We start from the raw sequence: 25,755 nt of genomic DNA on the forward strand, positions 1-25,755 counted from the left end.
GTGTCGCCGGGTCGGTCCCAGCGCCCCGTGGTTGCGCCTCCTAGGGTGGCGTGATGCGCGCATGGATCGACGGAGACCTGCTGGACGACCCGACCGGACCGGCCGTCTCGGTGGTCGACCACGGGGTGACGGTGGGGGACGGGGTCTTCGAGGCGATCAAGGTCGTGGACGGGCTGCCGTTCGCCCTGGAGCGCCACCTGGAGCGCCTGCAGCGCTCCGCGAGCGGGCTGGGGCTGCCGGAGGTGGACCTGGACGCCGTACGGCGGGGGGTGCGGGCCACGGTCGAGGGCCAGGACCTGCCGCTGGGACGGATCCGGATCACGGTGACCGGGGGCCCGGCGCCGCTCGGCTCGGGGCGCGGCGACCACGCGCCGACCGTGATCGTGGTCGCCGCGCCCCTGGACGCGGCCGCGACGACGACGACGGTGGCGACGGTGCCCTGGCCGCGGAACGAGCGCGGGGCGACGGCGGGCCTCAAGACCACGTCGTACGCCGAGAACGTCATCGCGCTCGCGGAGGCGAAGCGCCGAGGCGCGACCGAGGCCGTCCTGGCCAACCTCCAGGGCCACCTGTGCGAGGGCACGGGCTCCAACGTCTTCTACGTCGTCGACGGCGAGCTGCGGACGCCGACGCTGGCCAGCGGCTGCCTGGCGGGAGTGACGCGGGGGCTGCTGCTCGAGTGGTACGGCGGTCGGGAGGTCGACGAGCCGCTGGAGGTCGTGACCTCGGCGAGCGAGGTGTTCCTGGCGTCGACCACGCGCGACGTGCAAGGGGTCGAGCGCTGGGACGGCATGGACCTCGTGGCGCCCGGGCCGGTCACCCAGGACGCGCTGGCGACCTGGCGCGCGCGTGAGCCGGAGCTACTCGGCTTCTGAGCCGGTCAGGAGGTCGGCGACGAGGCCGTCGAGGTCCATCAGCCCGGCCTCCTCGCCGAACGGGACGGCGGCACGCGTCTGCGCGAGGAACGTGTGCAGCTCGGACGTGCGGGCCTGCGTGAGCAGCCGGCCGCTGGGGGAGTGGAAGTCGAAGACCACGACCGCACGGCCCTCGTCGTCGATGGCGGGCCGCAGGCGGATGTCCCCGTCGCCGGACGGCTCCGTGAGCCCCTGGACGACCAGCGAGCGGGCCACCGCCCAGCTGACGTCGCCGCCGGGGATGTGGAAGGTCAGCCACACGGCGTACGGGTCCTCGGAGCGGTAGCCGAAGGACGCGACGAACACGACGTCGACGCCGCGGTCGTCGAGGCACCGCAGGGTGATGTCCTGGCTCACGGCGGGGGTGACGGGCTGCGACATGACGATCCTTGTCCGAGGTCCTGGTGTCTGAGGACGAGATGGTGGTCTCGAGAAGGTCTGACGCGATGGAGAGCGGTTCGGTTGCGTCCTCGGCGGAGATATTTCTGCGGAGGCTCTCGCGCAGGCTCGTTCGTCCCTGCGGTGCCGGCCGGCTCGCTGGGTCTCGACGGGCGCTCGTCGCTGGCGGTCCTCGCTGCTCGACCACCGGTGGAGGGGGTGGACGGGGCCGCGAGTGTGAGAGGTCCGGAGGGATGGGCTAGAGTCTGCGACCGCAGTAGAGGGGCGATTGGCGCAGTGGTAGCGCGCTTCGTTCACACCGAAGAGGTCACTGGTTCGAACCCAGTATCGCCCACCCTCACACCGCATCGTCGGCTCCTCGCGACCGGTTCGACGGTCGCCACGAGCACCGGGATGGCACAGTGCGACCATGACCGGATCGAGCCGTGGCGTCGCCGTCGCGGTGACCGTGCCCTGGTGGCGTCGGTGAGTGCCTGCGACAGCAGTGATCGCAACGACTCCGCCGGGGCTGCGTTGACCGACCGGGCGACGGCAGCGGTGGCGCTCGACCACGTGCCCGGCGTCACCGACATGGTGCGGGGAGAGTCCGTGCCGGGGGAGCCCGGCCACGGGGCCTACCTCGAGTACCGACGTGAGGGGCAGGAGTACGACGAGGTGCTGGAGGTGCGCGTCTTCGAGGCCGACCCCGAGCTCGACATCGACTGCGCGGACGACGCGTCGTTCGAGGGGTGCTTCTCGCGCTCCGTGCCCGAAGGCACCCTGACCGTCGCCTGGGACGAGACCGTGACCGACGAGGACCCCGGCCGGGTCATGGTCGAGCTGGCCGCGGACGACCGGCTGGTCTACGCGATCTACTCCGGACCCACGGTCACCGGCGACCCTCGCGCGCAGGCTCGTCCGGTCTCGGTGTCGACGCTCGAAGCCATCGCCCGCGACCACCGGCTCGCCTTCCGCACCACTCGTCAGGTGGTCGAGGCCGGCGAGGCGATCGAGGACTGGGGAGTCCAGCAGCACCCCGACACCGTCGAGGTGCCGCGCGTCGGGTGAGGCTGCGCGCCTCCCTCCACCCACGGGGCACGTTCATGGGGTGGTTTCGAGGCTCGCTGCGCTCGCACCTCAACCACCGTGGGCCGACGTTGGGCGTTCCGGTCCCATTTCGGCTCGCCCCGTCCTAGCCTGAGGCATGCGTCGTCCGATCTCGCTCCTTGTCGTCGCCTCGCTCGCGCTCCTGGGCGCGGTCGTGGCGGGTCCTCCGGCAGCGGTGGCCGCAGACCCCCTGACCGGCCGTCTGGTCGACTCGACCGGTTCACACCCACCGGTGGTGGGGGCGACGGTCCGGCTGCGCAAGGTCAAGGGCGGAGACCCCGGGGCCGTGGTGGACACCGACACGACCGACGGCAAGGGCAAGTTCGAGCTGGATGCCGGGCCGGGTGCCGACGACGAGTACTTCGTGCAGGTCGTGCCCGGGACCTACCAGGGCGGCTTCGTGGGCGACGGCTACGTGCAGGCCACGGCGGCGGACGCCATGACCTACGGGCCGCACGCCGCCGTCGGCAAGGTCCTGGCCAACCCGGCGTTCATCCAGGGCCGGATCGTCGACAGCCGCAGCCGGCGTCCGGTCCGCGGCGTCCGCGTGACCGCCCGCAGCGCCAACGACCTGGGCCAGGTCGAGGGCGCCGACACCACCGACAAGCAGGGCCGCTTCCGCATCAACCGCCTCGAGTGCGAGGACGACTGCTACCTCCGGGTCAACGGCGAGCCGAAGGGCTACGAGGTCGGCTACCGCGCCTGCAACGCCGGCGTCGTGCCCGAGTGGGGCGATGCCTGCGCGTCCCCGATCGGTCGTATCGGGAAGGTCCGGCTCGACAGGTCCTGAGCGGCTCAGCCGAGCGGGGCGATACTCGGGCGCGCCGCACGGCGGGTCCTCGATAGCATCGAGTGTCGGCCCGGACCCGGGTCGCCACCGCATGCCAGTCAGGAGCCCCACGTGTCCGAGATCAAGGTCGTCCGCATCCACGCCGGTGAGCGTGAGGAGCGGACCACCACGACGGGCACCAAGGCGTGGGAGCTCTTCGCGGAGGACACCGAGGTCATCGCCGCCCGGATCGGCGACCACGAGCACGGCCAGCTCAAGGACCTGTCCTACGAGCTTCAGGACGGCGACGAGGTCGCCGGCGTCGCGATCGACAGCCAGGACGGGCTCGACATCCTGCGCCACTCGACCGCGCACGTCATGGCCCAGGCCGTGCAGGAGCTCTTCCCGGACGCCAGGCTCGGCATCGGCCCGCCGATCGAGAACGGCTTCTACTACGACTTCGACGTCGAGAAGCCGTTCGTGCCCGAGGACCTCGACAAGATCGAGACCCGGATGCGCAAGATCATCAAGGAGGGGCAGCGCTTCTCCCGTCGCGTCACCTCCGACGCGGATGCGATCGACGAGCTGAAGGACGAGCCCTACAAGATCGAGCTCATCGGCCTGAAGGGCTCGGGCAGGTCCGACGACGCGGCCGAGGGCGCGAGCGTCGAGGTCGGCGCCGGCGAGCTCACGATCTACGACAACATCAAGCGCAACGGCGACGTCGCCTGGAGCGACCTGTGCCGCGGCCCGCACCTGCCGACCACCAAGCGGATCCCGGCGTTCAAGCTGATGCGGTCGGCGGCGGCGTACTGGCGCGGCGACGAGAAGAACAAGATGCTCCAGCGCGTCTACGGCACCGCCTGGCCCAGCAAGGAGGAGCTCGAGGCGCACCTGCACCGCATCGAGGAGGCCGAGCGCCGCGACCACCGCAAGCTCGGGCGCGACCTGGACCTCTTCAGCTTCCCCGACGAGATCGGCTCCGGCCTCGCGGTCTTCCACCCCAAGGGCGGCGTGATCAAGCGGGTCATGGAGGACTACGTCCGCCAGCGCCACATCGAGGAGGGCTTCGACTACGTCGGCACCCCTCACATCTCCAAGGAGGGGCTCTTCCACCTCTCGGGGCACCTGCCGTACTACAAGGACACGATGTTCCCGCCCATCGAGTTCGAGGGCGCGGACTACTACCTCAAGGCCATGAACTGCCCGATGCACAACCTGATCTTCAGGTCGCGCGGGCGGTCCTACCGCGAGCTGCCGCTGCGGCTCTTCGAGTTCGGCTCGGTCTACCGCTACGAGAAGTCCGGTGTCATCCACGGCCTGACCCGCGTGCGCGGACTGACCCAGGACGACTCGCACTCCTACGTCACCCCCGAGCAGGCGCCGGCGGAGATCAAGCACCTGCTGGACTTCGTGCTGGGGCTGCTCAAGGACTTCGGACTCGACGACTTCTACCTCGAGATGTCGACGCGCGACGACTCCAAGCCCGACAAGTTCGTGGGCTCGGACGAGGACTGGGAGACCGCCACCTCGGTGCTCGAGCAGGCGGCGCGCGACAGCGGTCTGGAGCTCGTGCCGGACCCGGGCGGCGCGGCGTTCTACGGCCCCAAGATCTCCGTGCAGTGCCGCGACGCGATCGGGCGCACCTGGCAGATGTCGACGATCCAGTACGACTTCAACCAGCCCAAGGGCTTCGACCTGCACTTCACCGCCTCCGACGGCTCGCGCCAGCAGCCGGTGATGATCCACTCGGCCAAGTTCGGCTCGCTGGAGCGCTTCTTCGGGGTGCTCGTCGAGCACTACGCCGGCGCCTTCCCGCCGTGGCTCGCCCCGGTGCAGGTGCAGGGCATCCCGATCGCGGAGCGCCACGCCGACTACCTCTACGACGTCGCGCGGCGCATGAAGTCGGCCGGGCTGCGGGTGGAGGTCGACGACTCCGACGACCGGATGCAGAAGAAGATCCGCAACGCCCAGCTGCAGAAGGTGCCGTTCATGGTCATCGCCGGCGACGACGACATCGCCGCCGGTGCCGTCTCGTTCCGCTACCGCGACGGCCGCCAGGACAACGGCGTCCCGATCGAGGAGGCCATCGAGCGGGTCAGCGCCGCGGTGGCGACCCGCGAGCAGGTCTGAGTCGGCTCCAGTGCCCCTCTGTCCGCTCTTCGGCTCCTCTGCAGGGGGGCCGCAGAGCGGTTGACTCCGCGTTGCAGCGGGGCTCGGGACGACGCCACGCACGGCGGTGTGGTGGGGTGGTGCCTATGGCTCGGACTGTCGCTACCACCACCACCGTCGACCTCGAGGGGTTGCTGTCGTTCGTGAGGCCGCGGCACCAGATGGTGCTGATCACCTCGCGGCGCGACGGGCACCCCCAGTCGTCGCCCGTCACCGGCGGGGTGGACGACGAGGGGCGGATCGTCATCTCGACCTACCCCGAGCGGGCCAAGACGGCCAACGCGCGGCGGCAGGGCGAGGCGACCGTGCTGGTGCTGTCGGACCGCTTCAACGACGCGTGGGTGCAGCTCGAGGGCACCTGCGAGGTCATCGACCCGCCGGACTCGGTGGAGCCGCTGGTCGACTACTACCGCAGCATCGCGGGCGAGCATCCCGACTGGGACGAGTACCGGCAGGCGATGCGCGACCAGGGCAAGTCCCTGCTCCGCATCACGCCGACCCGCTGGTCCCCGATCGCCACCGGCGGCTTCCCGCCGCGCCTGGCCGACTGACCGGCTGACCCACCGACCGTGCGCCGACTGCTGCCCCTGCTCGTCCTGGCGCTGGTGGCCGGGTGCGGCGGCACGCCCGACGCGAGCGGGCCCCCGCCGAGTGACCCTCGGCCGAGCGCCTCGCCGTCGCCGAGCGCCGCGGCGCCCGAGACCGCCAGCGCTCCGCCCGCGGTCGAAAGCGAGCGCGACGAGCTGGCCGAGCTCGCCGAGCAGGCCGCGACCGAGGCGCCGGCCGGCACCATCGCGCCGTACGGCGGTCCGGTGCTGGGCGGCGACGTGAGCTGGCCGCAGTGCCCGACCGGGCTCGGGATCCCGGAGAAGCGCACGCTGGGCAAGCCGATGCCGCTGCCGCAGGCGCGCTTCGTGGTCATCGGGCTCACCAACGGCCCCGGCTTCCACCCCAACCCGTGCCTGCGCGACCAGGTCGCCTGGGCGCGGCAGCGGCGCCTGATGGTGTCGGCCTACGCCGTGGCGAGCTTCCCGGAGCCGGACGCGATGGCGCGCCACTCCGACGACGGCCCCTACGACGGCGGGACGCGGCTGGGCGCGCTGCGCAACGTCGGATACCAGCAGGCCGCGTTCAACGTCGCGTCGGTGAGGCGGGCCGGGCTGGAGACGCCGTTCGTGTGGGTCGACGTGGAGCCGGTGCCCGACTTCGAGTGGAGCGGCGACCTCGTCGCCAACGCGGCGGTCGTCGAGGGCGTGGTGCGCGGCTACGTCGACGCCGGCTACGGCATCGGCATCTACTCCACGCCGTCGCTGTGGGACCGGGTGGTCGGCGGGCTCGAGCTGGGCGTGCCGGAGTGGCGCGCGGCGGGGCAGACCTCGCGAGCCGAGGCGGAGTCGCGCTGCGGCGACGACTGGGTGATCCAGGGCGGCGAGAGCGTGATGGGGCAGTGGGTGGAGGCCGACCGCGACCAGAACGTCACCTGCGGCGACGCCCACCTCGACCTGGGCGCGTGGTTCCACCAGTTCTGAGCCCCCCGCTCGACGGCTCGCGGCGCGGCTACCCTTCACCCGTGGACGAGGAGATCGTGCAGGACGGCATCGGCGACGCCGACGACCTCGACCGGCTCTGGACGCCGCACCGGATGGCCTACATCCGCGGCGAGAACAAGCCGGCAGACGCGAGCTCCGGGGAGTGCCCGTTCTGCCGGATCCCGCACCTGAGCGACGTCGACGGGCTCGTCGTACGTCGCGGGGCGCTCGCCTACGCCGTGCTCAACCTCTACCCCTACGCGCCGGGCCACCTCATGGTGGTGCCCTACCGGCACGTCGCGGACTACACCGACGTCACCGACGAGGAGGCGGCCGAGATCGCCGACCTGACGCGGCAGGCCATGCGGGTGCTCCGCTCGGTCTCGGGCGCGGGCGGCTTCAACGTCGGCATGAACCAAGGCGCCGTCGCGGGCGCCGGGATCGCCGCCCACCTGCACCAGCACGTCGTCCCGCGGTGGGTCGGCGACCAGAACTTCATGCCGATCATCGGCCGCACGAAGACCCTGCCCGAGCTGCTCACCGACACCCGAGCGCTGCTCGCGCAGGCGTGGGACCGCGCGTGACCGAGGTCCTGCGGACCCCGGACGAGCACTTCGCCGACCTCGCGGGCTACCCGTTCGCGCCGCACTACGTCGACGTGACGGCCGATGGCCTCGACGCGGTGCGGATGCACTACCTCGACGAGGGACCGGCGGACGGCCCGGTCGCGCTGCTGCTGCACGGCCAGCCGACGTGGTCCTACCTCTACCGCACGGTGCTGCCGGTCCTCGTCGAGCGCGGGATCCGGGTGATCGCGCCCGACAACATCGGCTTCGGGCGCTCCGACAAGCCGGCGGTGGCGACCGACTACACGTTCGCGCGCCACATCGCCTGGATGCGGGGCTTGGTCACCGGCCTCGACCTGCGTGACGTCACGCTGGTGGCGCAGGACTGGGGCGGGCCGATCGGCCTCAGCGTGCTGGCAGCGGAGCCGGATCGCTTCGCCCGCGTCGTCGCCGCCAACACGATCCTGCACACGGCCGACCCGGCCCTCGCCGACCGGCTCACCTGGGCGGTCCACGGCACGGGGGAGTCGCGGGTGGTGCTCGAGGAGGGGCTGGTCGACTACCTCCTCCACACCCAGCGGGCGCCGGTGCTGCGCCCGAGCGACTTCCTCGGCGCGGCCACGACGACCGCGTTGTCGCCCGCGACGCTGGCGGCGTACGACGCGCCGTTCCCGGAGCCGCGCTACACCGCCGGGCTGCGCCAGATGATCGCGCTGCTGCCGCTGACCCGCAACGACGTCGGAGCCCGGATCGGGCGGCGCACGATGCGGGCGCTGGAGGACTTCGAGCGGCCGTTCGTCACCTGCTACTCCGACGGCGACCCCGCGACCCGCGGCTGGGACGCGGTCTTCCAGGAGCGGGTGCCGGGTGCCCGTGGGCGTGACCACGTCACCATCGAGGGCGCCGGCCACTTCCTGCAGGAGGACGCCGGCGAGCGCCTGGGTCAGGTCGTCGCCGACGTGATCGCGACGACCTGACCTGCGCGGTCGCTCCGCGGTTGGGAGCCGAGGCCAGCCAACCGCTAGCCTCCGCACATGCTCGAGAGGTTCAAGTCGTTCTGGCAGAACGTCATGCTGGCGCCGTTCGTCAACCTCTTCATCAAGCTCGGGATCAGTCCCGACACCGTCACGCTGGTGGGCACGCTGGGGGTGGCCGCGGGCGCGCTGATCTTCTTCCCGCAGGGCGAGCTGCTCATCGGCGTCCTGTTCATCACGGCGTTCGTCTTCAGCGACCTGGTCGACGGCCAGATGGCGCGCAAGACGGGCAAGACCTCGAAGTTCGGCGCGTTCTGGGACTCCACGCTCGACCGCATCGGCGACGGCGCGATCTTCGGCGGCCTCGCGCTCTATTTCGCCGGTCCGGGCGACTACTACCTCTACCTCTGCGTCACGCTCTACTGCCTCGTGATGGGCTCGGTGACCTCCTACGCCCGGGCCCGTGCCGAGTCGTTGGACTGGGACGCGCGCGGCGGCCTGGCCGAGCGCGCCGACCGGCTGGTGTCGATCCTCGTCATGACCGGCCTCGGCGCGATCTTCGACCTGCCGGTCCTGATGTACGTCACGCTCTGGGCGCTGGCGGCCGCCAGCACCTACACCGTCGTCTACCGCGTGCTGAAGGTACGTCGCCAGGCCCTGGCCGAGGACGCTGCCCGAGCCTGACGGCACTACGCTGCAGCCATGGCTGACAGCACCCCCACCACCGACTCCCAGGACACCACCAGCGGCACCGGCACGACGCGTGTGAAGCGCGGCATGGCCGAGATGCTCAAGGGCGGCGTGATCATGGACGTCGTCACGGCCGAGCAGGCCAAGATCGCGGAGGACGCCGGCGCGGTGGCCGTGATGGCCCTCGAGCGGGTGCCCGCCGACATCCGCGCCCAGGGCGGCGTCAGCCGGATGAGCGACCCCGACATGATCGACTCGATCATCGCGACGGTGTCGATCCCGGTCATGGCCAAGGCCCGCATCGGCCACTTCGCCGAGGCCCAGGTCCTGCAGAGCCTCGGCGTCGACTACATCGACGAGTCCGAGGTGCTGACCCCCGCCGACTACGCCAACCACATCGACAAGTGGAAGTTCACCGCGCCGTTCGTCTGCGGCGCCACCAACCTCGGCGAGGCCCTGCGCCGCATCACCGAGGGCGCGGCGATGATCCGCTCCAAGGGCGAGGCCGGCACGGGGGACGTCTCCAACGCCGTCACCCACATGCGCACGATCCGCCAGGAGATCCGCCGCCTGGGCTCGATGGCCGAGGACGAGCTCTACGTCGCCGCCAAGGAGCTCCAGGCGCCGTACGCGCTGGTCGAGGAGGTCGCGGTCCGCGGCAAGCTGCCCGTGGTGCTCTTCACCGCCGGCGGCATCGCCACGCCCGCCGACGCCGCGATGATGATGCAGCTGGGCGCCGAGGGCGTCTTCGTCGGCTCGGGCATCTTCAAGTCCGGCAACCCTGAGCAGCGCGCCGAGGCCATCGTCAAGGCCACGACGTTCTTCGACGACCCCGACGTCGTCGCCAAGGTCAGCCGCGGGCTGGGCGAGGCCATGGTCGGCATCAACGTCGAGGAGATCCCGCAGCCGCACCGGCTCGCCGAGCGCGGCTGGTAGCGAGTGCCCACCCCGACGATCGGCGTCTTCGCCCTCCAGGGCGACGTCCGCGAGCACCTGCACGCGCTCGAGGCGCTCGGCGTGACGGCGCTCGCCGTACGACGTCCCAGCGAGCTCGAGGCGTGCGACGCGCTGGTGCTGCCCGGCGGGGAGTCGACCACGATGGCCAAGCTCGCGCGCACCTTCGAGCTCTTCGAGCCGCTGCGCGACCGCATCAAGCGCGGCATGCCGGTCTTCGGCACGTGCGCGGGGATGATCCTGCTGGCCGACCGGGTCGAGGACGGCACCGCCGACCAGGAGACCCTCGGGGGGCTCGACATCACCGTGCGCCGCAACGCGTTCGGCCGCCAGGTCGACTCCTTCGAGGGTGAGGTCGCGGTCGCCGGGGTCGACGGTCCGGTGCACGGCGTCTTCATCCGCGCGCCGTGGGTCGAGGCCGTCGGTCCCGGGGTCGAGGTGCTCGCCCAGGTCGAGGTCGACGGTGGCGCGGGTAGGATCGTCGCGGTCCGCCAGGGCCCGCTGCTCGCGACGTCGTTCCACCCGGAGGTGGGCGGCGACACGCGGATCCACCAGCTCTTCGTCGATCTTGTGCGCGTCACGACGACCGACGAGCCATAGAACAGTCACAGAAGAGGGACGCATGTCTGGCCACTCCAAATGGGCGACCACCAAGCACAAGAAGGCGGTCGTCGACGCCAAGCGCGGCAAGATGTTCGCCAAGCTGATCAAGAACATCGAGGTCGCGGCCCGCATGGGTGGCGGTGACGTCACCGGCAACCCCACGCTCTACGACGCCATCCAGAAGGCCAAGAAGTCCTCGGTCCCCAACGACAACATCGACCGCGCGGTCAAGCGCGGCTCCGGTGCGGAGACCGGCGGGGCGGACTACCAGACGATCATGTACGAGGGCTACGGCCCCTCCGGTGTCGCGATGCTCATCGAGTGCCTCACCGACAACAAGAACCGCGCCGCCATGGAGGTCCGCACCGCGATGAGCCGCAACGGTGGCTCGCTCGCGGACCCGGGCTCGGTGTCGTTCCTGTTCCACCGCAAGGGCGTCGTCGTGGTGCCGCGCGACCAGGAGGGGCGTGAGGTCTCCGAGGACGACGTCCTGGAGGCGACCCTCGAGGCCGGCGCCGACGACGTCCACGACCTCGGCGAGGCGATCGAGGTCATCTCCGAGGCCACCGACCTGGTCGGCGTGCGCACGGCCCTGCAGACCGCCGGCATCGACTACGACTCCGCCGAGGCGTCGTTCGTGCCCGACCTCCAGGTCGAGCTGGACAAGGACGCCGCGGGCAAGATGTTCCGCCTGGTCGACGTCCTCGAGGACCTCGACGACGTGCAGAACATCTTCGCCAACTTCGACGTCCCCGACGACGTCATGGCGCAGCTAGACGACGACTGACCGTCGTCGTGGGTTGAGGAGGTTGCGCAGCAACCGTCTCGAAACCCAGTGAGCGAGGCTCTCGCCGCCCCGCTGGGTTTCGAGACGGGCGCCAGGGCGCCCTCCTCAACCCTCGGCGAGGGCGTGTCGCGGCGAGCTGGCGGGGGAGTCGGCGGATAGCGTGGTCTCCCGAACGTGTGTTCGGACGAGAGGCGGCGCGATGAGCAGGCCCATGCGGGTGCTCGGGATCGACCCCGGGCTGACGCGGTGCGGCATCGGCGTCGTCGAGGGCAGTGTCGGGCGACCCCTGTCGCTGGTCGACGTCAACGTCGTCCGCACGTCCGCCGACCTGCCCGTGGCCGAGCGCCTGGTCACGATCGAGCGCGGCATCGACGCCTGGCTCGACGAGTACCGCCCCGACGCGGTCGCCGTGGAGCGGGTCTTCGCCCGCTCCGACTCCAGCACGATCATGGGCACGGCCCAGGCCAGCGGCATCGCCCTGGTCTGCGCGGCCCGACGCGGCCTGCCGGTCGCCCTGCACACCCCGAGCGAGGTCAAGGCCGCCGTGTCCGGCAACGGTCGCGCCGACAAGGCGCAGGTCGGCGCGATGATCACGCGCATCCTCCGCCTCGAGACCCTGCCCAAGCCGGCCGACGCCGCCGACGCGCTGGCGCTGGCCATCACCCACATCTGGCGCGGCGGCGCCCAGGCCCGGATCGACGCCGCCGTCGCGGCCAACCGCGCCCGCGTCGCCACCCCGTCCTTCAGGAGCAAAGCGTGAACAGGAGCACCGCGTGATCGCCTTCGTCCGTGGCCAGGTGGCCGCGCTGTCCGTCTCGAGCGCCGTGGTCGAGGTCGGCGGGGTCGGGCTCGAGCTGATGTGCACGCCCGGCACCCTCGCCACGCTGCGCCCGGGCCAGCAGGCGACGCTCTCGACGAGCATGGTGGTGCGCGAGGACTCCCTGACACTGTTCGGGTTCGTCGACGACGACGAGAAGGCGACGTTCGAGCTCGTCCAGACCGCCTCCGGCGTCGGTCCCAAGGTCGCGCAGGCCATGGTGGCCGTGCTCAGCCCCGACGACGTGCGTCGCGCCATCGCGGCCGACGACGTCAAGACCCTCACCCGGGTGCCGGGCATCGGCCAGAAGGGCGCCCAGCGCATCATCCTCGAGCTCAAGGACCGGATCGGCCCCCCGACCGCCGGCCGCGCGCCGGCCCCGGGTGCGGCCGCTGCGCCGTGGCGCGACCAGGTCGCCCAGGGGCTCGTCGGTCTCGGGTGGTCCACCAAGGACGCCGACGCCGCGGTCGAGAGCGTCGCCCCCGAGGCCGGCGACCAGCCCGACGTCGGCGCGCTGCTGCGCGCCGCGCTGCGCTCGCTGAGCAAGGCCTAGGCCATGCACGAGGACGAGCTCGAGGTCGCGGAGGAGCAGTACCTCCGCTCGCTCACCGCCGCCGAGGCCGAGGGTGACGAGCGGGTGATCGAGGCCGCACTGCGTCCCCGCTCGCTCGACGAGGTCGTCGGCCAGCACCGCGTGCGCGAGCAGCTGGGGCTGGTCCTGGAGGCCGCGCGCCAGCGGGAGCGCGCTCCCGACCACGTGCTGCTCTCAGGCCCTCCCGGGCTCGGCAAGACCACGCTGGCGATGATCATCGCCCACGAGATGTCGACGCCGCTGCGCCTCACCAGCGGACCTGCCATCACCCACGCCGGTGACCTGGCCGCCATCCTGTCGGGCCTCAACGACGGCGACGTGCTGTTCGTCGACGAGATCCACCGGATGTCGCGGCCGGCCGAGGAGATGCTCTACATGGCGATGGAGGACTTCCGGGTCGACGTCGTCATCGGCAAGGGGCCCGGCGCCACCGCGATCCCGCTCGAGATCCCGCCGTTCACCCTCGTCGGCGCCACGACCCGCGCGGGCCTGCTTCCCGGGCCGCTGCGCGACCGCTTCGGCTTCACCGCCCACCTGGAGTTCTACGCCCCCGCCGAGCTGGACCTGATCGTCCACCGCTCCGCCGGGCTGCTCGGCGTCGACGTCACCGACGACGGCTCGGCCGAGATCGCGTCGCGCTCGCGGGGCACCCCTCGCATCGCCAACCGGCTGCTGCGCCGCGTGCGCGACTACGCCCAGGTGCGTGCCGACGGGGTCGTGGGTCTCGACGTCGCGCGGGCCGCCCTCGAGCTCTACGAGGTCGACGAGCTCGGCCTCGACCGGCTCGACCGCGCCGTCCTGGACGCCCTGTGCTCGCGCTTCGGCGGGGGTCCTGTCGGCATATCCACGCTGGCGGTGGCCGTGGGGGAGGAGCGCGAGACCGTGGAGGAGGTCGCCGAGCCCTTCCTGGTCCGCAACGGCTTCCTCGCGCGCACCCCGCGCGGGCGCGTCGCGACCCCGGCCGCCTGGCGCCACCTGGGGCTCAACCCGCCGCGCTCGTCGTTCCCAGGCGCCGAGGACACCCTGTTCGAGGACTGATTCGCGGTCCCAGGGTCCGCCACGGTTAGACTCTCCCGTCGGTCGGTCCGCCCTGTCTGGGCAGAGGCCGATCTCCCTCATCGCCGGTTGGAAGGTCTTGTCGTGCCAGAGCTCGTCCAGCTCTTGCCCCTCGTGGGCATCGCTCTCCTCTTCTGGCTCCTGGTCATCCGACCCGCCTCTCGGCGCCAGCGGGAACTCGGACGCATGCAGTCGTCGTTGTCCGTAGGGGACGAGGTCATGCTCACCTCCGGCGTCTACGGCACGTTGCGGGAGCTCGAGGACGACCGCGTCCACGTCGAGATCGCGACGGGTGTCGTCATCAGCGTCGCCCGCGGCGCGATCGGCACCATCGTTTCCCCCCCTGAGCCGGAGCTCGGCCCCGCCGAGCCCGAGGAGAACTGACATGGCACGCAAGACCCCCCGCCCAGGACGCACCCTCGTGGTGTTCTTCCTCGGCACCGCGCTCCTCTACGGGCTCGTGGCGCTCGCGGGGTCCTGGAAGCCCGAGCTCGGCCTCGACCTCCAGGGCGGCACCCGGATCACGCTCGTCGCCAAGGGCGACCCGAGCAGCGAGAACCTCGACGAGGCCCGCCAGATCATCGACCAGCGCGTCAACGGCACCGGCGTCTCCGAGGCCGAGGTGGTCACGCAGGGCGGCGACATCATCGTCGTCGAGATCCCCGGCGACCCGCGTCGTGACCTCGTCAGCATCGTCGAGCGCCAGGCGCAGCTGCGCTTCCGGCTGGTCGCCTGCGACGAGTCGAGCGGATGTGCGGCGCCCGGAGCGGCAACCGGGACCCCGGCCCCCGAGGCGCCCGCACCCCAGGAGCCGGGCCAGCAGCCCAGCGCCCCGTCCGTGCAGCCCTCCGCCCCGGCCGCCTCGCCGTCCGGCAACAACCGCGTGGCCCCCGGATTCGCCACCGACGAGACCCCCTCGCCCAGCGATGCTCCCAGCGAGACTCCCAGCGAGTCCCCGGTCGGCACGCCCACCGACGCACCCGACGACGGCACCGGCGAGGCCCCGGCCGACAATCCGACGGCCAATCCGACCGCGCTGCCCGAGAGCTTCGACGAGAGCGCCGTCGCGCCGCTCGACGAGGCCGTGACCTTCATGCGCGGCGGCTACACGCAGGCCGACTACGAGGCGTTCAACGCCTACCAGTGCGACGAGAAGGGCCTGATCTCCAAGGCCGAGGGTGCCCCCGAGGCGCTGCCGGACGTCCCGTCGGACGACCCGCTGCAGCCGCTCGTCGCGTGCTCGCCGCCCGAGGACGCCGTGGGCGACCAGCCGGCGCGTCCCTCGATCAAGTACCTGCTGTCCAAGGCCGTCATCGCCGGCACGGACCTCGAGGACGCCGGCTTCGCGATCCCGCAGAACTCCGTCAACTACGCCGTGACGCTCGACATCGGCGGCAAGGGCGAGGACGTCTTCTCCGAGGCCTCCAGCACCCTGACCAAGGACGTCGAGCAGTTCGCGATCGTGCTCGACGGGGCGGTCATCTCCGCGCCGACGTTCACGAGCAACATCCCCGACGGCTCCGCGCAGATCACCGGCAACTTCACCGAGACGCAGGCCTCCGGCCTGGCGACGAGCCTCAAGTACGGGTCGCTACCGATCTCCTTCGACGAGCCGTCTACCCAGACGATCGGGCCCTCGCTCGCCGGCGACCAGCTCAGCGCCGGTCTCACCGCAGGAGCGTTCGGCCTCGGGCTCGTCCTGATCTACTGCCTGCTCTACTACCGCGGCCTCGGGCTCGTGGTCGTGGCGTCGCTGCTGGCAGCTGCCGCGGTCACCTACGCCCTGGTCCTGCTGCTCAGCGAGACCGCCGGCTTCACGCTGACCCTGCCCGGCATCGCCGGCCTGATCATCGCGGTCGGTGTCACCGCCGACTCCTTCATCATCTTCTTCGAGCGCATCCGCGACGAGATGCGCGAGGGCAAGACGATGCGGGTCGCGGTGGAGAGCGGCTGGAAGCGCGCCAAGGTCACCCGGCTCGCGGCCCAGGTCGTGTCGCTGCTGTCCGCGGCGGTGCTCTACATCTTCGCGACCGGCGCGGTGAAGGGCTTCGGCTTCGCGCTCGGGCTCTCCACGATCGTCGACCTCGCGATCCTGTTCTGGTTCACCAAGCCGATGGTGTCGTGGCTGGCACGCTTCCGGTTCTTCAACAGCGGCCACCGCTTGTCCGGCCTGAGCGCCGGCACCCTGGGCCTCGACGCCCCACCCACGCCTGCTCGAGCGGGCGTCCCGACCGGAGGTAAGGCCTGATGGGCAAGGCATCGCGGCTCGGCAACGACCTGTACACCGGGCGCCGCTCGATCGACTTCGTCCACCGCCGGCCGCTCTGGTACGCCATCACCGGCGTCATCGTGCTCCTGGCGATCGGTGCGATCGCGATCCGTGGGCTCAACTTCGGCATCGAGTTCACCGGCGGCACGGAGTACCGCGTGCCGATCGCCGGCGGCGCCACCCAGCAGGACGCCGAGGACCTGCGCGAAGCCGTCGCCGGCTCCGGGGTCGAGGGCACGGAGGCGGCCTCGGCCACCACGGCCGGCGACAACGTCCTGATCCAGGTGGAGGAGCTCACCCAGGAGGAGAGCGACACCGTCGCCGAGGCGATCCGCACCGTGGTCGACGTACCTGAGAACGACCTGGCCCAGGACGAGATCGGCGCCAGCTGGGGCCAGGAGGTCGCCAAGCGCGCCGGCCTCGGCGTCGCGGTGTTCCTCGTCCTGGTGCTGCTCTTCATCGGCGCCTACTTCCGCGAGTGGAAGATGTCGGTGGCCGCGTTCGTCGCCCTGGTGCACGACATCGTCATCACGGTCGGCGTCTACGCGCTGTCGGGCTTCCAGGTCACGCCGTCGGCCGTCACCGGCCTGCTCGCCATCTTGGGATTCTCGCTCTACGACACCGTCGTGGTGTTCGACAAGGTCCGGGAGAACACCCACGAGCGGCTCAAGAGCGGCCAGGGCTACGCCGACGCGGCCAACCTCGCCGTCAACCAGACCCTCGTGCGCTCGGTCAACACCGGCATCGTGGCGCTGATCCCGATCGGCGCGATCCTCTACGTCAGCGCGATCCAGCTGGGCGCCAGCTCCCTGCAGGACCTCGCGCTCGCGCAGTTCGTCGGCATGGCGGTCGGCGTCTACTCCTCGGTCTTCCTCGCCCCGCGGGTGCTCGTGCACCTCAAGTCGGGTGAGAGCGCCGTCAAGGAGCAGGAGCGCCGGGCCAAGGCGCGCGCTCGCGCCGCGGCCGACCGCTACGCCTCGGTCCCGACGTTCGTCGAGGACATGCCGGTGGTCGACGAGCCCGACGAGGACGAGCTCGACGACGAGGGCCAGCCGCAGACGCGGCCCACGGCGCCGCCGCGGGCCGTCGAGGCCAGCGACCGCGGGCGGGTCGCCCCGGCGCCCCGCAAGCCGGTGCGCCAGAGCAACGCCGCCGGCCGCGTGCAGCCCGTGCGCCAGCCGAAGTCCAAGCGCGACAAGAAGTGAGCCGACGCCGGTGAGCGAGCAGGCGCGGTCCGCACTGGAGCGGCTCGTCGTGGACGTCCCCGACTTCCCGGAGCCCGGGATCGTCTTCAAGGACATCACGCCGCTGCTCGCCGACCCGGAGGGGTTCGCTGCCGTCATCGACGCGTTGGCCGCTGCCGGTCGCGACGCCGACGGCACCGTCATCGTCGACAAGGTCGTCGGCATGGAGGCGCGCGGGTTCATCCTCGCCGCGCCCGTCGCGCTCGCCCTCGGGGTGGGCTTCGTGCCTGTGCGCAAGGCCGGCCGGCTGCCGCGCCCGACCCACGCGGCGGCGTACGCGCTGGAGTACGCCGAGGCGACGCTCGAGCTGCACCAGGACGCCATCTCGCCGGGTCAGCGGGTGCTGCTCGTCGACGACGTGCTGGCCACCGGCGGCACCGTCTGCGCGACCGTCGACCTGGTCGAGCGCTGCGGCGGCACGGCCACCGCGGCGGCGATGCTGATGGAGCTCTCGTTCCTCCCCGGCCGCGAGGCCATCGGTGACCTCCCGCTTACGTCCTTGATGGTCGTCTAGGCGAACTAGACTCGAGGAGTGACCGAGGAACGCACCGCCCCGCCCACGCGGGAGCGCGCGCCGGAAACCGCCTCCTCGGACGCCTCGCCGCCCTCGACGCGCAGCATGCGCGCCCGGCTGGCGCGCATGGGCACGCGCAGCCCGAGCGCCAACCCCGTGCTCGAGCCGCTGTTCCGCGCCGTGCGGGCCAACCACCCGAAGGCCGACCTGACGCTGCTCGAGCGGGCCTACACCACCGCCGAGAAGATGCACGGCACGCAGATGCGCAAGAGCGGTGACCCCTACATCACCCACCCGCTCGCCGTCACCACGATCCTCGCCGACATCGGCATGACCGAGTCGACCCTGGTCGCCGCGCTGCTCCACGACACCGTCGAGGACACGCCCTACACGCTGGACGAGTGCCGCCAGGACTTCGGCGACGAGGTGGCCCGCCTGGTCGACGGCGTGACCAAGCTCGACAAGGTCCAGTACGGCGACTCGGCGCAGGCCGAGACCATCCGCAAGATGATCGTCGCGATGTCGCGCGACATCCGGGTGCTGGTCATCAAGCTCGCCGACCGCCTCCACAACATGCGCACCCTGCGCTACGTGCCGGCCAAGAGCCAGGAGCGCACGGCCCGCGAGACCCTCGACATCTACGCGCCGCTGGCCCACCGCCTCGGCATGAACACCATCAAGTGGGAGCTCGAGGACCTCGCGTTCGCGACCCTGCACCCCAAGATCTACGACGAGATCGTGCGGATGGTCGCCGAGCGCGCGCCGTCCCGCGACCAGTTCCTGGCCGAGGTCATCACCCAGGTCGAGCAGGACCTGCGTGACGCCAAGGTCAAGGCCACCGTCACCGGGCGGCCCAAGCACTACTACTCGATCTACCAGAAGATGATCGTCGGTGGCCGCGACTTCTCCGACATCTACGACCTGGTCGGCATCCGGATCCTGGTCGACGAGGACCGCGACTGCTACTCGGTGCTCGGCGTGCTCCACTCCCGGTGGAACCCGGTGCTGGGGCGCTTCAAGGACTACGTCGCGATGCCGAAGTTCAACATGTACCAGTCGCTGCACACGACGGTCATCGGACCGCAGGGCAAGCCCGTGGAGATGCAGATCCGCACCTTCGCCCAGCACCGTCGCGCGGAGTACGGCGTCGCCGCTCACTGGAAGTACAAGGAGGCCGGCCGCTCCGGCGCCGACACCGACCAGCGCGGCGACATGGACGACATGTCGTGGGTGCGCCAGCTCCTCGACTGGCAGAGCGAGGTCGAGGACCCGGGGGAGTTCCTGGAGTCGCTGCGCTTCGAGATCAACCGCGCCGAGACCTACGTCTTCACGCCCCGTGGCGACGTCATCGCGCTGCCGGCCGGCGCGACCCCGGTCGACTTCGCCTACGCCGTCCACACCGAGGTCGGCCACCACACCATCGGCGCGCGGGTCAACGGCCGGCTGGTGCCCCTGGAGTCCACGCTCGACAACGGCGACGTGGTCGAGGTCTTCACCTCCAAGGCACCCAACGCCGCGCCGTCGCAGGACTGGCTGACCTTCGTCCGCTCGCCCCGCGCCCGCTCGAAGATCCGCCAGTGGTTCACCAAGGAGCGGCGCGAGGAGGCGATCGAGCACGGCAAGGACGAGATCGCCAAGCTGATGCGCAAGGAGGGCCTGCCGCTCAAGCGCCTGCTCTCCCACGAGTCGCTGATGCTCGCGGCCGCCCACTTCAAGATCGCGGACGTCTCGGCGCTCTACGCCGCGGTCGGCGAGGGCAACCTCAGTGCCCAGGCCGTCGTACGCCGGGTGATCGAGCTCCACGGCGGCAAGGAGGGCGCGCAGGAGGACCTGGCCGAGGCCGTCACGATCACCGGCCGCCGGGGCCGCTCCAAGATCCCCACCGGCGGCGACGCCGGCGTCATCGTCAAGGGCTCACCCGACGTGTGGGTCAAGCTCGCCAAGTGCTGCACGCCGGTGCCGCCCGACGACATCCTGGGCTTCGTCACCAAGGGCGGGGGAGTCTCGATCCACCGCCGCGACTGCACCAACGCCAACGCCCTGCTCTCCCAGCCGGAGAAGGTGCTCGAGGTCGAGTGGGCGCCGACCGCCAGCTCGACGTTCCTGGTCAACATCCAGGTCGAGGCGATCGACCGTGCCCGGCTGCTCTCCGACATCACCATGGTGCTCTCCGACGCCCACGTGAACATCCTCAGCGCCAACCTCTCGACCACCCGCGACCGCGTGGCCAAGAGCCGCTTCACCTTCGAGATGGCCGAGGCCAAGCACCTCGACACCGTCCTCAAGGCCGTCCGCGGCGTCCCCGGCGTCTTCGACGCCTACCGCGTCACGCAGTGAGAGCCTGCCCGAGCTAGCGAGGGCAGGGCTCTCACTGCGTGACATCGGTGGTCGAGCAGCGCGCGCGACCGAGGGACGAGGTCGCGACCGCGCGTGTCGAGACCCGGTGAGGGACGCAGGGCGGTGACCACGTGTGGTGGCCGTGGGGCCTCGGCGTTCGGCTCACAGGGTCTCGACGGCCGCTCGTCGCCAGCGCTCCTCGCTGCTCGACCGCCGTGTGAGGTGTCGAGACGGTTGCCAGCGCAACCTCCTCAACCTCCGGAGAGGCTCACCCGGAGAACTCCTGGGCGGCGCGCTTGGCCATCTCGAGGAAGGCCTGGCGGGACTCGAGGTTGTCCTGGAGGTCCTTGACCTTCCGCTCGTTGCCGGCGGCGCGGGCCTTCTCGAGGTCCGCCTCGACACCGGCGATGGCGGCCTCGAGCTTGCTGACCATGTCGTCGGCCCGGGCGGACTTCTCCGGGTCGGACTTGCGCCACTGCTCCTCCTCGAGGCCGCGGATCTCCTGCTCGACCTTGCGCATGCGCGCCTCGAGGTCCTTGATCCGGTCGCGGGGGACCTTGCCGGCGGCGTCCCAACGGTCGGCGAGGTCGCGGAAGGCCCGCTTGGCCGCCTCGATGTCGGTGACCGGCAGCAGCGCCTCCGCCTCGACGATGAGCTTGTCCTTGACCTCCGCATTGGCGGCGAACTCGGCGTCCAGGGCCGCGTTGGCGGCGTCGCGGGCGCCGAAGAAGGCGTCCTGGGCGCCGCGGAAGCGGGCCCACAGGGCGTCGTCGACGTCCTTGGGTGCCGGGCCGGCGGCCTTCCAGTCGCGCATGAGGTCGCGGTAGCGACCGGCGGTGGGGCCCCACTCGGTGGAGGAGGAGAGCTCCTCGGCCTCCTTGGCCAGCCGCTCCTTGACCACCCGGGCGGACTCGCGCTTGACGTCCTGCTCCGCGAAGTGGGTCTTGCGGCGACGCGTGTAGGCCGTGCGGGCGCCGGAGAAGCGCTTCCACAGGGCGTCGTCGGAGGCCCGGTCGATGCGGGGGAGCGCCTTCCACTCGTCGAGCAGCTCGCGCAGGCGGTTGGCGCCGTGACGCCAGTCGTTGCCCTCCGCGATCTTCTCCGCGGCAGCGACGAGCTTCTCCTTCTGCTCCTTCGCCTCGGCGGACTTCTGCGCCTTCTCCGCGCGGCGCACCGAGCGCTGCTGGGCGATCACCGGGCCGAGGGAGTCGAGCTTGGCGGCCAGGGCGGCGAGGTCACCGACGGCGTTGGCGTCCACGATCTGCGCGCGCACCAGCTTGACCGACTCGGCGGCCTCCTCGGGTCCGAGGACCCCCGAGCGCACCCGCTGGTCGAGCAGCGAGACCTCGGTCTCCAGCGCGAGGTAGCGGTCGGTGTAGAACTTGAGTGCCTCCTCGGGAGTGCCCACGGGGTACTGCCCCACGGCCCGCTCGCCGTCGGTGGTCCTCACGTAGACGGTGCCGTCGTCTCCGACGCGGCCCCATTCGGTGCTCGTCACTGCAGTCCCTCGATCGCTTGCCCGGCAGAAGCAGTGGCCCACACTAGTGGGCAGATACCGGCGCGACGACCGATGGTTTGTCTCGATAGTGTTGCGGAGTGCTGATCGCCGGATTCCCCGCAGGGCCGTGGGGCACCAACTGCTACGTCGCCGCCACGGGGCCGGGCAGCGAGTGCGTGGTCATCGACCCCGGCAAGGACGCCGCCGCCGGGGTCGACGAGGTCGTGCGCCAGCACCGGCTCAAGCCCGTCGCGGTCCTGGTCACCCACGGCCACGTGGACCACATGTGGTGCGTGGCCCCGGTCGCCGGCACGTACGACGCCACCGCCTGGATCCACCCCGCCGACCGCCACCTCCTGGCCGACCCCATGGCCGGGATGTCGCCCGAGACCACCGCGATGCTGCTGGGCGGCGACTACACCTGGGCCGAGCCCGACGACGTGCGGGAGCTCTCGGACCTGCAGGAGCTCGAGCTGGCGGGGCTGAGGTTCACCGTCGACCACACGCCCGGGCACACCGAGGGCTCGGTGACGTTCCGCTCGCCCTACGACGACGCCGACATCTCCGAGGTGATGTTCTCCGGCGACCTGCTCTTCGCGGGCTCCATCGGTCGCACCGACCTGCCCGGTGGCGACCACCCGACCATCCTGCGCAGCCTGGCCACCAAGGTGCTGCCCCTGCGCGACGACGTCGTGGTCCTCCCGGGCCACGGCGAGCAGACCTCCATCGGCCGCGAGCGCGCGACCAACCCCTTCCTGCAGGACCTCGTCGACGACGGGGCCGCGGGGCGAGCGACGCAAGGACTCTGAGCCCCATGACCGCCAAGCCCACACCCCTCAGCGGGTTCCCCGAGCTGCTGCCCGCCCAGCGCGCCGTCGAGCGCGAGGTCGTCGCGTCCCTCTCGCGCAGCTTCGAGCTGCACGGGTTCGCCAACATCGAGACGCGCGTCGTGGAGCCGCTGGACCGTCTGGCCAAGGGCGGCGAGGTGGACAAGGAGATCTACGTCCTGCGCCGCCTCCAGGCCGAGGACACCGCCGACGACACCGGTCTGGGGCTGCACTTCGACCTCACGGTGCCGTTCGCGCGCTACGTCCTCGAGCACGCGGGCCACCTGGAGTTCCCCTTCCGCCGCTTCCAGGTGCAGCCGGCCTGGCGCGGCGAGCGCCCCCAGGAGGGCCGCTACCGACAGTTCACGCAGGCCGACGTCGACATCGTCGGCAAGGACGTGCTGCCCTTCCACCACGACGTCGAGGTGATGCGCGTGATGGTGGAGGCGCTCGACGCGCTGCCGTTGCCGCCGCTGAGCTTCCAGTTCAACAACCGCAAGCTGATCCAGGGCTTCTACCGAGGGCTGGGGCTGCCGGACGTCACCGCCGCCATCCGCACCATCGACAAGCTCGACAAGCTGCCGGCCGAGCAGGTCGCCGCGCTGCTGGTCAGTGACGCCGGCGCGACTCCCGAGCAGGCGCAGCGCTGCCTGGAGCTGGCCACGATCCGCGTGGCCGACACCTCGTTCGTGGAGCGCGTCCGCGCGCTCGGCGTCGAGGACCCGCTGCTCGACGAGGGCCTCGCCGAGCTCGCGGCCGTGGTCGACGGCTGCAGCGCGGGGGAGCGGCGCCACGTCACCGTCGAGGCCAACCTGCGCATCGCCCGCGGCCTCGACTACTACACCGGCACCGTGGTCGAGATCTTCATGGCGGGCTACGAGCGCCTCAAGTCCGTCGGCGGCGGCGGGCGCTACGACGCTCTGGCGACCGACGGCCGTACGACGTACCCCGGCGTGGGGGTGTCCTTCGGCGTCTCTCGCACCCTGGTCCCGCTGCTCGCGGACGGCGTCCTCGCGGGCAGCCGCCCGGTGCCGAGCGCGGTGCTCGTGGCGGTCACCGACGAGGACTCCCGCCCCGAGAGCGAGGCCGTCGCGGCGGGCCTGCGTGCTCGTGGCATCAACACCGAGGTCTCGGCCTCGGCCCAGAAGTTCGGCAAGCAGATCCGCTACGCCGACCGCCGGGGCATCCCGTTCGTCTGGTTCCGCCAGGACGACGGCACCCACCAGGTCAAGGACATCCGCAGCGGGGACCAGGAGGTCGCCGATCCGGCCGCCTGGACCCCACCCACCGAGGACCTGCGACCGCAGGTCGTCGTGACCGGCTCGACCCCCGAATCCCAGGAGCAGCAGTGATCCGCACCCATGACGCCGGCGCCCTCCGCGCCGAGCACGTCGGCCAGACCGTCACCCTCGCCGGGTGGGTGGCCAACCGGCGCGACCACGGTGGCGTGGCGTTCATCGACCTGCGCGAGGCGAGCGGCATCGTCCAGGTCGTCATCCGCGACGAGGAGGTGGCCCACCACCTGCGTGCCGAGTACTGCATCAAGGTCACCGGTGAGGTGACCGCGCGCAAGGAGGGCAACGAGAACCCTGGCCTCGACACCGGGGCCATCGAGGTCGTCGCCTCCGACGTCGAGGTGCTGAGCGCCGCGGCCACCCTGCCGTTCCCCATCAGCGACCACGTGGACGTCGGCGAGGAGGCGCGCCTCAAGCACCGCTACCTCGACCTGCGCCGCTCCGGCCCGAGCGCCGCGCTGCGCCTGCGCTCCCAGGTCAACAAGGCCGCCCGCGACGTGCTGGACCGGCACCGGTTCGTGGAGATCGAGACGCCCACGCTCACCCGGTCCACGCCCGAGGGTGCGCGCGACTTCCTGGTGCCGGCCCGGCTCCGGCCGGGCAGCTGGTACGCCCTGCCGCAGAGCCCGCAGCTGTTCAAGCAGCTGCTGATGGTCGCCGGCATGGAGCGCTACTACCAGATCGCTCGCTGCTACCGCGACGAGGACTTCCGAGCCGACCGCCAGCCGGAGTTCACCCAGCTCGACATCGAGATGAGCTTCGTCGAGCAGGAGGACGTCATCGAGCTGATGGAGGACGTCCTCGAGGCGATGTGGGCGCTCATCGGCGTCGAGATCCCGCGTCCGATCCCGCGCATGTCCTACGCCGAGGCCATGGCGCGGTTCGGCTCCGACAAGCCCGAGCTGCGCATGGGCCTCGAGCTGGTGGAGTGCACCGACTACTTCAAGGACACCCCGTTCCGCGTCTTCCAGGCGCCGTACGTCGGCGCCGTGGTCATGCCCGGCGGGGCGAGCCAGCCGCGCAAGAAGCTGGACGCCTGGCAGGAGTGGGCCAAGCAGCGCGGGGCCAAGGGCCTGGCCTACGTCCTGGTCGGCGAGGACGGCGAGCTGGGCGGCCCGGTCGCCAAGAACCTCTCCGAGGAGGAGCGCGCCGGACTGGCCGCCCACGTCGGCGCCCAGCCCGGGGACTGCGTGTTCTTCGGTGCGGGACAGCCCAAGGCCAGCCGGGCCCTGCTCGGGGCCGCGCGCGTCGAGATCGGCCACCGCGGCGGCCTGATCGACGAGAGCGCCTTCGCGTTCACGTGGGTCGTCGACGCCCCGATGTTCGAGCCCAGCTCCGAGGCGGTCGCCAGCGGTGACGTCGCCGTCGGCGCCGGCGCCTGGACCGCGGTCCACCACGCGTTCACCGGGCCCAAGCCGGAGTTCGCCGACACCTTCGACACCGACCCCGGCAGCGCCCTGGCCTACGCCTACGACATCGTGTGCAACGGCAACGAGCTCGGCGGCGGCTCCATCCGGATCCACCGGGAGGACGTGCAGAAGCGGGTCTTCGCGGTGATGGGTCTCAGCGAGGAGGAGGCGCAGGAGAAGTTCGGCTTCCTGCTCGACGCGTTCAAGTTCGGCGCACCCCCGCACGGCGGCATCGCCGTGGGCATGGACCGCATCTGCGCGATGCTCGCGGGCACCGACTCGATCCGCGACGTGATCGCGTTCCCGAAGTCGGGAGGGGGCTTCGACCCCCTCACCGCGGCCCCCGCACCCATCACCGCGGCCCAGCGCAAGGAAGCCGGTGTGGACGCCCGCCCCACGGAGGATTCAGCCCCGTCGTCCTGAGGGGCGAGAAAAACATTCGACAAACGGGCTG

The 25,755-nt window shown here is 71.4% G+C and carries 25 protein-coding genes and 1 tRNA gene; 24 read left to right on the plus strand and 2 right to left on the minus strand.

Annotated elements, in window-relative coordinates; all coding sequences use genetic code 11:
* Positions 1-53 precede the first annotated feature (53 nt).
* A complete protein-coding gene (locus tag E4622_RS17890; RefSeq protein WP_134741612.1) occupies positions 54-875 on the plus strand; it encodes an aminotransferase class IV in 822 nt (273 codons plus the stop codon).
* Here the strand turns inward: E4622_RS17890 and E4622_RS17895 are convergent.
* Positions 861-1,295, minus strand: coding sequence for an SsgA family sporulation/cell division regulator (locus E4622_RS17895; protein ID WP_134741613.1), 435 nt, complete (start codon positions 1,293-1,295; stop codon positions 861-863). The two genes, E4622_RS17890 and E4622_RS17895, sit on opposite strands and share 15 nt — an antisense overlap.
* A 280-nt stretch (positions 1,296-1,575) precedes the next feature.
* On the opposite strand from E4622_RS17895, the gene E4622_RS17900 reads away from it, so the two are divergent.
* The 20 genes from E4622_RS17900 (at position 1,576) to E4622_RS17995 (ending at position 20,272) form a co-directional block, all read left to right on the plus strand.
* Positions 1,576-1,647 (plus strand) — tRNA-Val (locus tag E4622_RS17900).
* A 122-nt stretch (positions 1,648-1,769) separates the two neighbouring features.
* Positions 1,770-2,360 (plus strand): hypothetical protein, encoded by a 591-nt coding sequence (locus tag E4622_RS17905; RefSeq protein ID WP_134741614.1) that lies wholly within the window; start codon positions 1,770-1,772, stop codon positions 2,358-2,360.
* A gap of 136 nt (positions 2,361-2,496) precedes the next feature.
* Entirely contained in the window at positions 2,497-3,189 is a 693-nt protein-coding gene (locus E4622_RS17910; RefSeq protein WP_134741615.1) for a carboxypeptidase-like regulatory domain-containing protein, read from the plus strand.
* A 135-nt stretch (positions 3,190-3,324) separates the two neighbouring features.
* Positions 3,325-5,301, plus strand: a complete 1,977-nt coding sequence (gene thrS, locus E4622_RS17915; protein WP_245156111.1) for a threonine--tRNA ligase — start codon at positions 3,325-3,327, stop codon at positions 5,299-5,301.
* Between the two features lie 125 nt (positions 5,302-5,426).
* Complete coding sequence (locus E4622_RS17920; RefSeq protein WP_134741617.1) at positions 5,427-5,891, plus strand: PPOX class F420-dependent oxidoreductase; 465 nt, start codon at positions 5,427-5,429, stop codon at positions 5,889-5,891.
* A gap of 18 nt (positions 5,892-5,909) precedes the next feature.
* Positions 5,910-6,869 carry a hypothetical protein gene (locus tag E4622_RS17925; protein ID WP_134741618.1) on the plus strand — a complete coding sequence of 320 codons (960 nt, stop codon included), beginning with the start codon at positions 5,910-5,912 and terminating at the stop codon, positions 6,867-6,869.
* Between the two features lie 41 nt (positions 6,870-6,910).
* Complete coding sequence (locus E4622_RS17930) at positions 6,911-7,453, plus strand: HIT domain-containing protein (RefSeq protein WP_245156100.1); 543 nt, start codon at positions 6,911-6,913, stop codon at positions 7,451-7,453.
* Positions 7,450-8,412 (plus strand): haloalkane dehalogenase, encoded by a 963-nt coding sequence (locus E4622_RS17935; RefSeq protein WP_134741619.1) that lies wholly within the window; start codon positions 7,450-7,452, stop codon positions 8,410-8,412. The genes E4622_RS17930 and E4622_RS17935 overlap by 4 nt, the downstream gene beginning before the upstream one ends.
* Before the next feature lie 57 nt (positions 8,413-8,469).
* Positions 8,470-9,093: a phosphatidylinositol phosphate synthase gene (pgsA, locus tag E4622_RS17940; RefSeq protein ID WP_134741620.1), complete on the plus strand. Its 624-nt coding sequence runs from the start codon at positions 8,470-8,472 to the stop codon at positions 9,091-9,093.
* A gap of 18 nt (positions 9,094-9,111) precedes the next feature.
* On the plus strand, positions 9,112-10,035 hold the full coding sequence (gene pdxS, locus E4622_RS17945; protein WP_134741621.1) for a pyridoxal 5'-phosphate synthase lyase subunit PdxS: 924 nt from the start codon (positions 9,112-9,114) through the stop codon (positions 10,033-10,035).
* A 3-nt stretch (positions 10,036-10,038) separates the two neighbouring features.
* Positions 10,039-10,653 carry a pyridoxal 5'-phosphate synthase glutaminase subunit PdxT gene (gene pdxT, locus E4622_RS17950; protein ID WP_134741622.1) on the plus strand — a complete coding sequence of 205 codons (615 nt, stop codon included), beginning with the start codon at positions 10,039-10,041 and terminating at the stop codon, positions 10,651-10,653.
* Positions 10,654-10,675: 22 nt separating this feature from the next.
* Positions 10,676-11,443 carry a YebC/PmpR family DNA-binding transcriptional regulator gene (locus tag E4622_RS17955; RefSeq protein WP_134741623.1) on the plus strand — a complete coding sequence of 256 codons (768 nt, stop codon included), beginning with the start codon at positions 10,676-10,678 and terminating at the stop codon, positions 11,441-11,443.
* A 211-nt stretch (positions 11,444-11,654) separates the two neighbouring features.
* The gene (gene ruvC / locus E4622_RS17960; protein ID WP_134741737.1) at positions 11,655-12,203 is read left to right on the plus strand and encodes a crossover junction endodeoxyribonuclease RuvC; all 549 of its coding nucleotides are present in this window, start codon (positions 11,655-11,657) and stop codon (positions 12,201-12,203) included.
* Between the two features lie 13 nt (positions 12,204-12,216).
* The gene (ruvA, locus tag E4622_RS17965) at positions 12,217-12,813 is read left to right on the plus strand and encodes a Holliday junction branch migration protein RuvA (protein WP_134741624.1); all 597 of its coding nucleotides are present in this window, start codon (positions 12,217-12,219) and stop codon (positions 12,811-12,813) included.
* A 3-nt stretch (positions 12,814-12,816) separates the two neighbouring features.
* Positions 12,817-13,890, plus strand: a complete 1,074-nt coding sequence (gene ruvB, locus E4622_RS17970; protein ID WP_134741625.1) for a Holliday junction branch migration DNA helicase RuvB — start codon at positions 12,817-12,819, stop codon at positions 13,888-13,890.
* A 102-nt stretch (positions 13,891-13,992) separates the two neighbouring features.
* Positions 13,993-14,292, plus strand: coding sequence for a preprotein translocase subunit YajC (yajC, locus tag E4622_RS17975; RefSeq protein WP_134741626.1), 300 nt, complete (start codon positions 13,993-13,995; stop codon positions 14,290-14,292).
* A 1-nt stretch (position 14,293) separates the two neighbouring features.
* Positions 14,294-16,156 (plus strand): protein translocase subunit SecD, encoded by a 1,863-nt coding sequence (gene secD / locus E4622_RS17980; protein ID WP_134741627.1) that lies wholly within the window; start codon positions 14,294-14,296, stop codon positions 16,154-16,156.
* On the plus strand, positions 16,156-17,382 hold the full coding sequence (gene secF, locus E4622_RS17985; protein WP_134741628.1) for a protein translocase subunit SecF: 1,227 nt from the start codon (positions 16,156-16,158) through the stop codon (positions 17,380-17,382). The genes secD and secF overlap by 1 nt, the downstream gene beginning before the upstream one ends.
* Before the next feature lie 10 nt (positions 17,383-17,392).
* The gene (locus E4622_RS17990; RefSeq protein ID WP_134741629.1) at positions 17,393-17,935 is read left to right on the plus strand and encodes an adenine phosphoribosyltransferase; all 543 of its coding nucleotides are present in this window, start codon (positions 17,393-17,395) and stop codon (positions 17,933-17,935) included.
* A gap of 105 nt (positions 17,936-18,040) precedes the next feature.
* Positions 18,041-20,272, plus strand: coding sequence for a bifunctional (p)ppGpp synthetase/guanosine-3',5'-bis(diphosphate) 3'-pyrophosphohydrolase (locus tag E4622_RS17995; protein ID WP_134741738.1), 2,232 nt, complete (start codon positions 18,041-18,043; stop codon positions 20,270-20,272).
* Positions 20,273-20,540: 268 nt separating this feature from the next.
* On the opposite strand, the gene E4622_RS18000 is transcribed toward E4622_RS17995, so the two are convergent.
* Entirely contained in the window at positions 20,541-21,770 is a 1,230-nt protein-coding gene (locus E4622_RS18000; protein ID WP_134741630.1) for a DUF349 domain-containing protein, read from the minus strand.
* A 98-nt stretch (positions 21,771-21,868) separates the two neighbouring features.
* Between E4622_RS18000 and E4622_RS18005 the strand changes: the two genes are divergently transcribed.
* The 3 genes from E4622_RS18005 to aspS are packed head-to-tail and all read left to right on the plus strand — an operon-like array spanning position 21,869 to position 25,724.
* Positions 21,869-22,579, plus strand: a complete 711-nt coding sequence (locus E4622_RS18005) for an MBL fold metallo-hydrolase (RefSeq protein WP_134741631.1) — start codon at positions 21,869-21,871, stop codon at positions 22,577-22,579.
* 5 nt (positions 22,580-22,584) lie between these two features.
* Positions 22,585-23,949 (plus strand): histidine--tRNA ligase, encoded by a 1,365-nt coding sequence (gene hisS / locus E4622_RS18010; protein ID WP_134741632.1) that lies wholly within the window; start codon positions 22,585-22,587, stop codon positions 23,947-23,949.
* Positions 23,946-25,724, plus strand: coding sequence for an aspartate--tRNA ligase (gene aspS / locus E4622_RS18015; RefSeq protein ID WP_134741633.1), 1,779 nt, complete (start codon positions 23,946-23,948; stop codon positions 25,722-25,724). The genes hisS and aspS overlap by 4 nt, the downstream gene beginning before the upstream one ends.
* The last annotated feature ends 31 nt before the right edge of the window (positions 25,725-25,755 follow it).

It is taken from the genome of Nocardioides sp. 503, assembly GCF_004522095.1.
GTDB lineage: Bacteria > Actinomycetota > Actinomycetes > Propionibacteriales > Nocardioidaceae > Nocardioides.

Coding starts and splice junctions, on each gene's coding strand:
- E4622_RS17890 (WP_134741612.1), top strand. CDS start 54: ATGCGCGCATGGATCGACGGAGACCTGCTGGACGACCCGACCGGACCG.
- E4622_RS17895 (WP_134741613.1), bottom strand. CDS start 1,295: ATGTCGCAGCCCGTCACCCCCGCCGTGAGCCAGGACATCACCCTGCGG.
- E4622_RS17910 (WP_134741615.1), top strand. CDS start 2,497: ATGCGTCGTCCGATCTCGCTCCTTGTCGTCGCCTCGCTCGCGCTCCTG.
- E4622_RS17920 (WP_134741617.1), top strand. CDS start 5,427: ATGGCTCGGACTGTCGCTACCACCACCACCGTCGACCTCGAGGGGTTG.
- pgsA (WP_134741620.1), top strand. CDS start 8,470: ATGCTCGAGAGGTTCAAGTCGTTCTGGCAGAACGTCATGCTGGCGCCG.
- pdxS (WP_134741621.1), top strand. CDS start 9,112: ATGGCTGACAGCACCCCCACCACCGACTCCCAGGACACCACCAGCGGC.
- E4622_RS17955 (WP_134741623.1), top strand. CDS start 10,676: ATGTCTGGCCACTCCAAATGGGCGACCACCAAGCACAAGAAGGCGGTC.
- ruvC (WP_134741737.1), top strand. CDS start 11,655: ATGCGGGTGCTCGGGATCGACCCCGGGCTGACGCGGTGCGGCATCGGC.
- ruvB (WP_134741625.1), top strand. CDS start 12,817: ATGCACGAGGACGAGCTCGAGGTCGCGGAGGAGCAGTACCTCCGCTCG.
- secD (WP_134741627.1), top strand. CDS start 14,294: ATGGCACGCAAGACCCCCCGCCCAGGACGCACCCTCGTGGTGTTCTTC.
- secF (WP_134741628.1), top strand. CDS start 16,156: ATGGGCAAGGCATCGCGGCTCGGCAACGACCTGTACACCGGGCGCCGC.
- E4622_RS17995 (WP_134741738.1), top strand. CDS start 18,041: ATGCGCGCCCGGCTGGCGCGCATGGGCACGCGCAGCCCGAGCGCCAAC.
- hisS (WP_134741632.1), top strand. CDS start 22,585: ATGACCGCCAAGCCCACACCCCTCAGCGGGTTCCCCGAGCTGCTGCCC.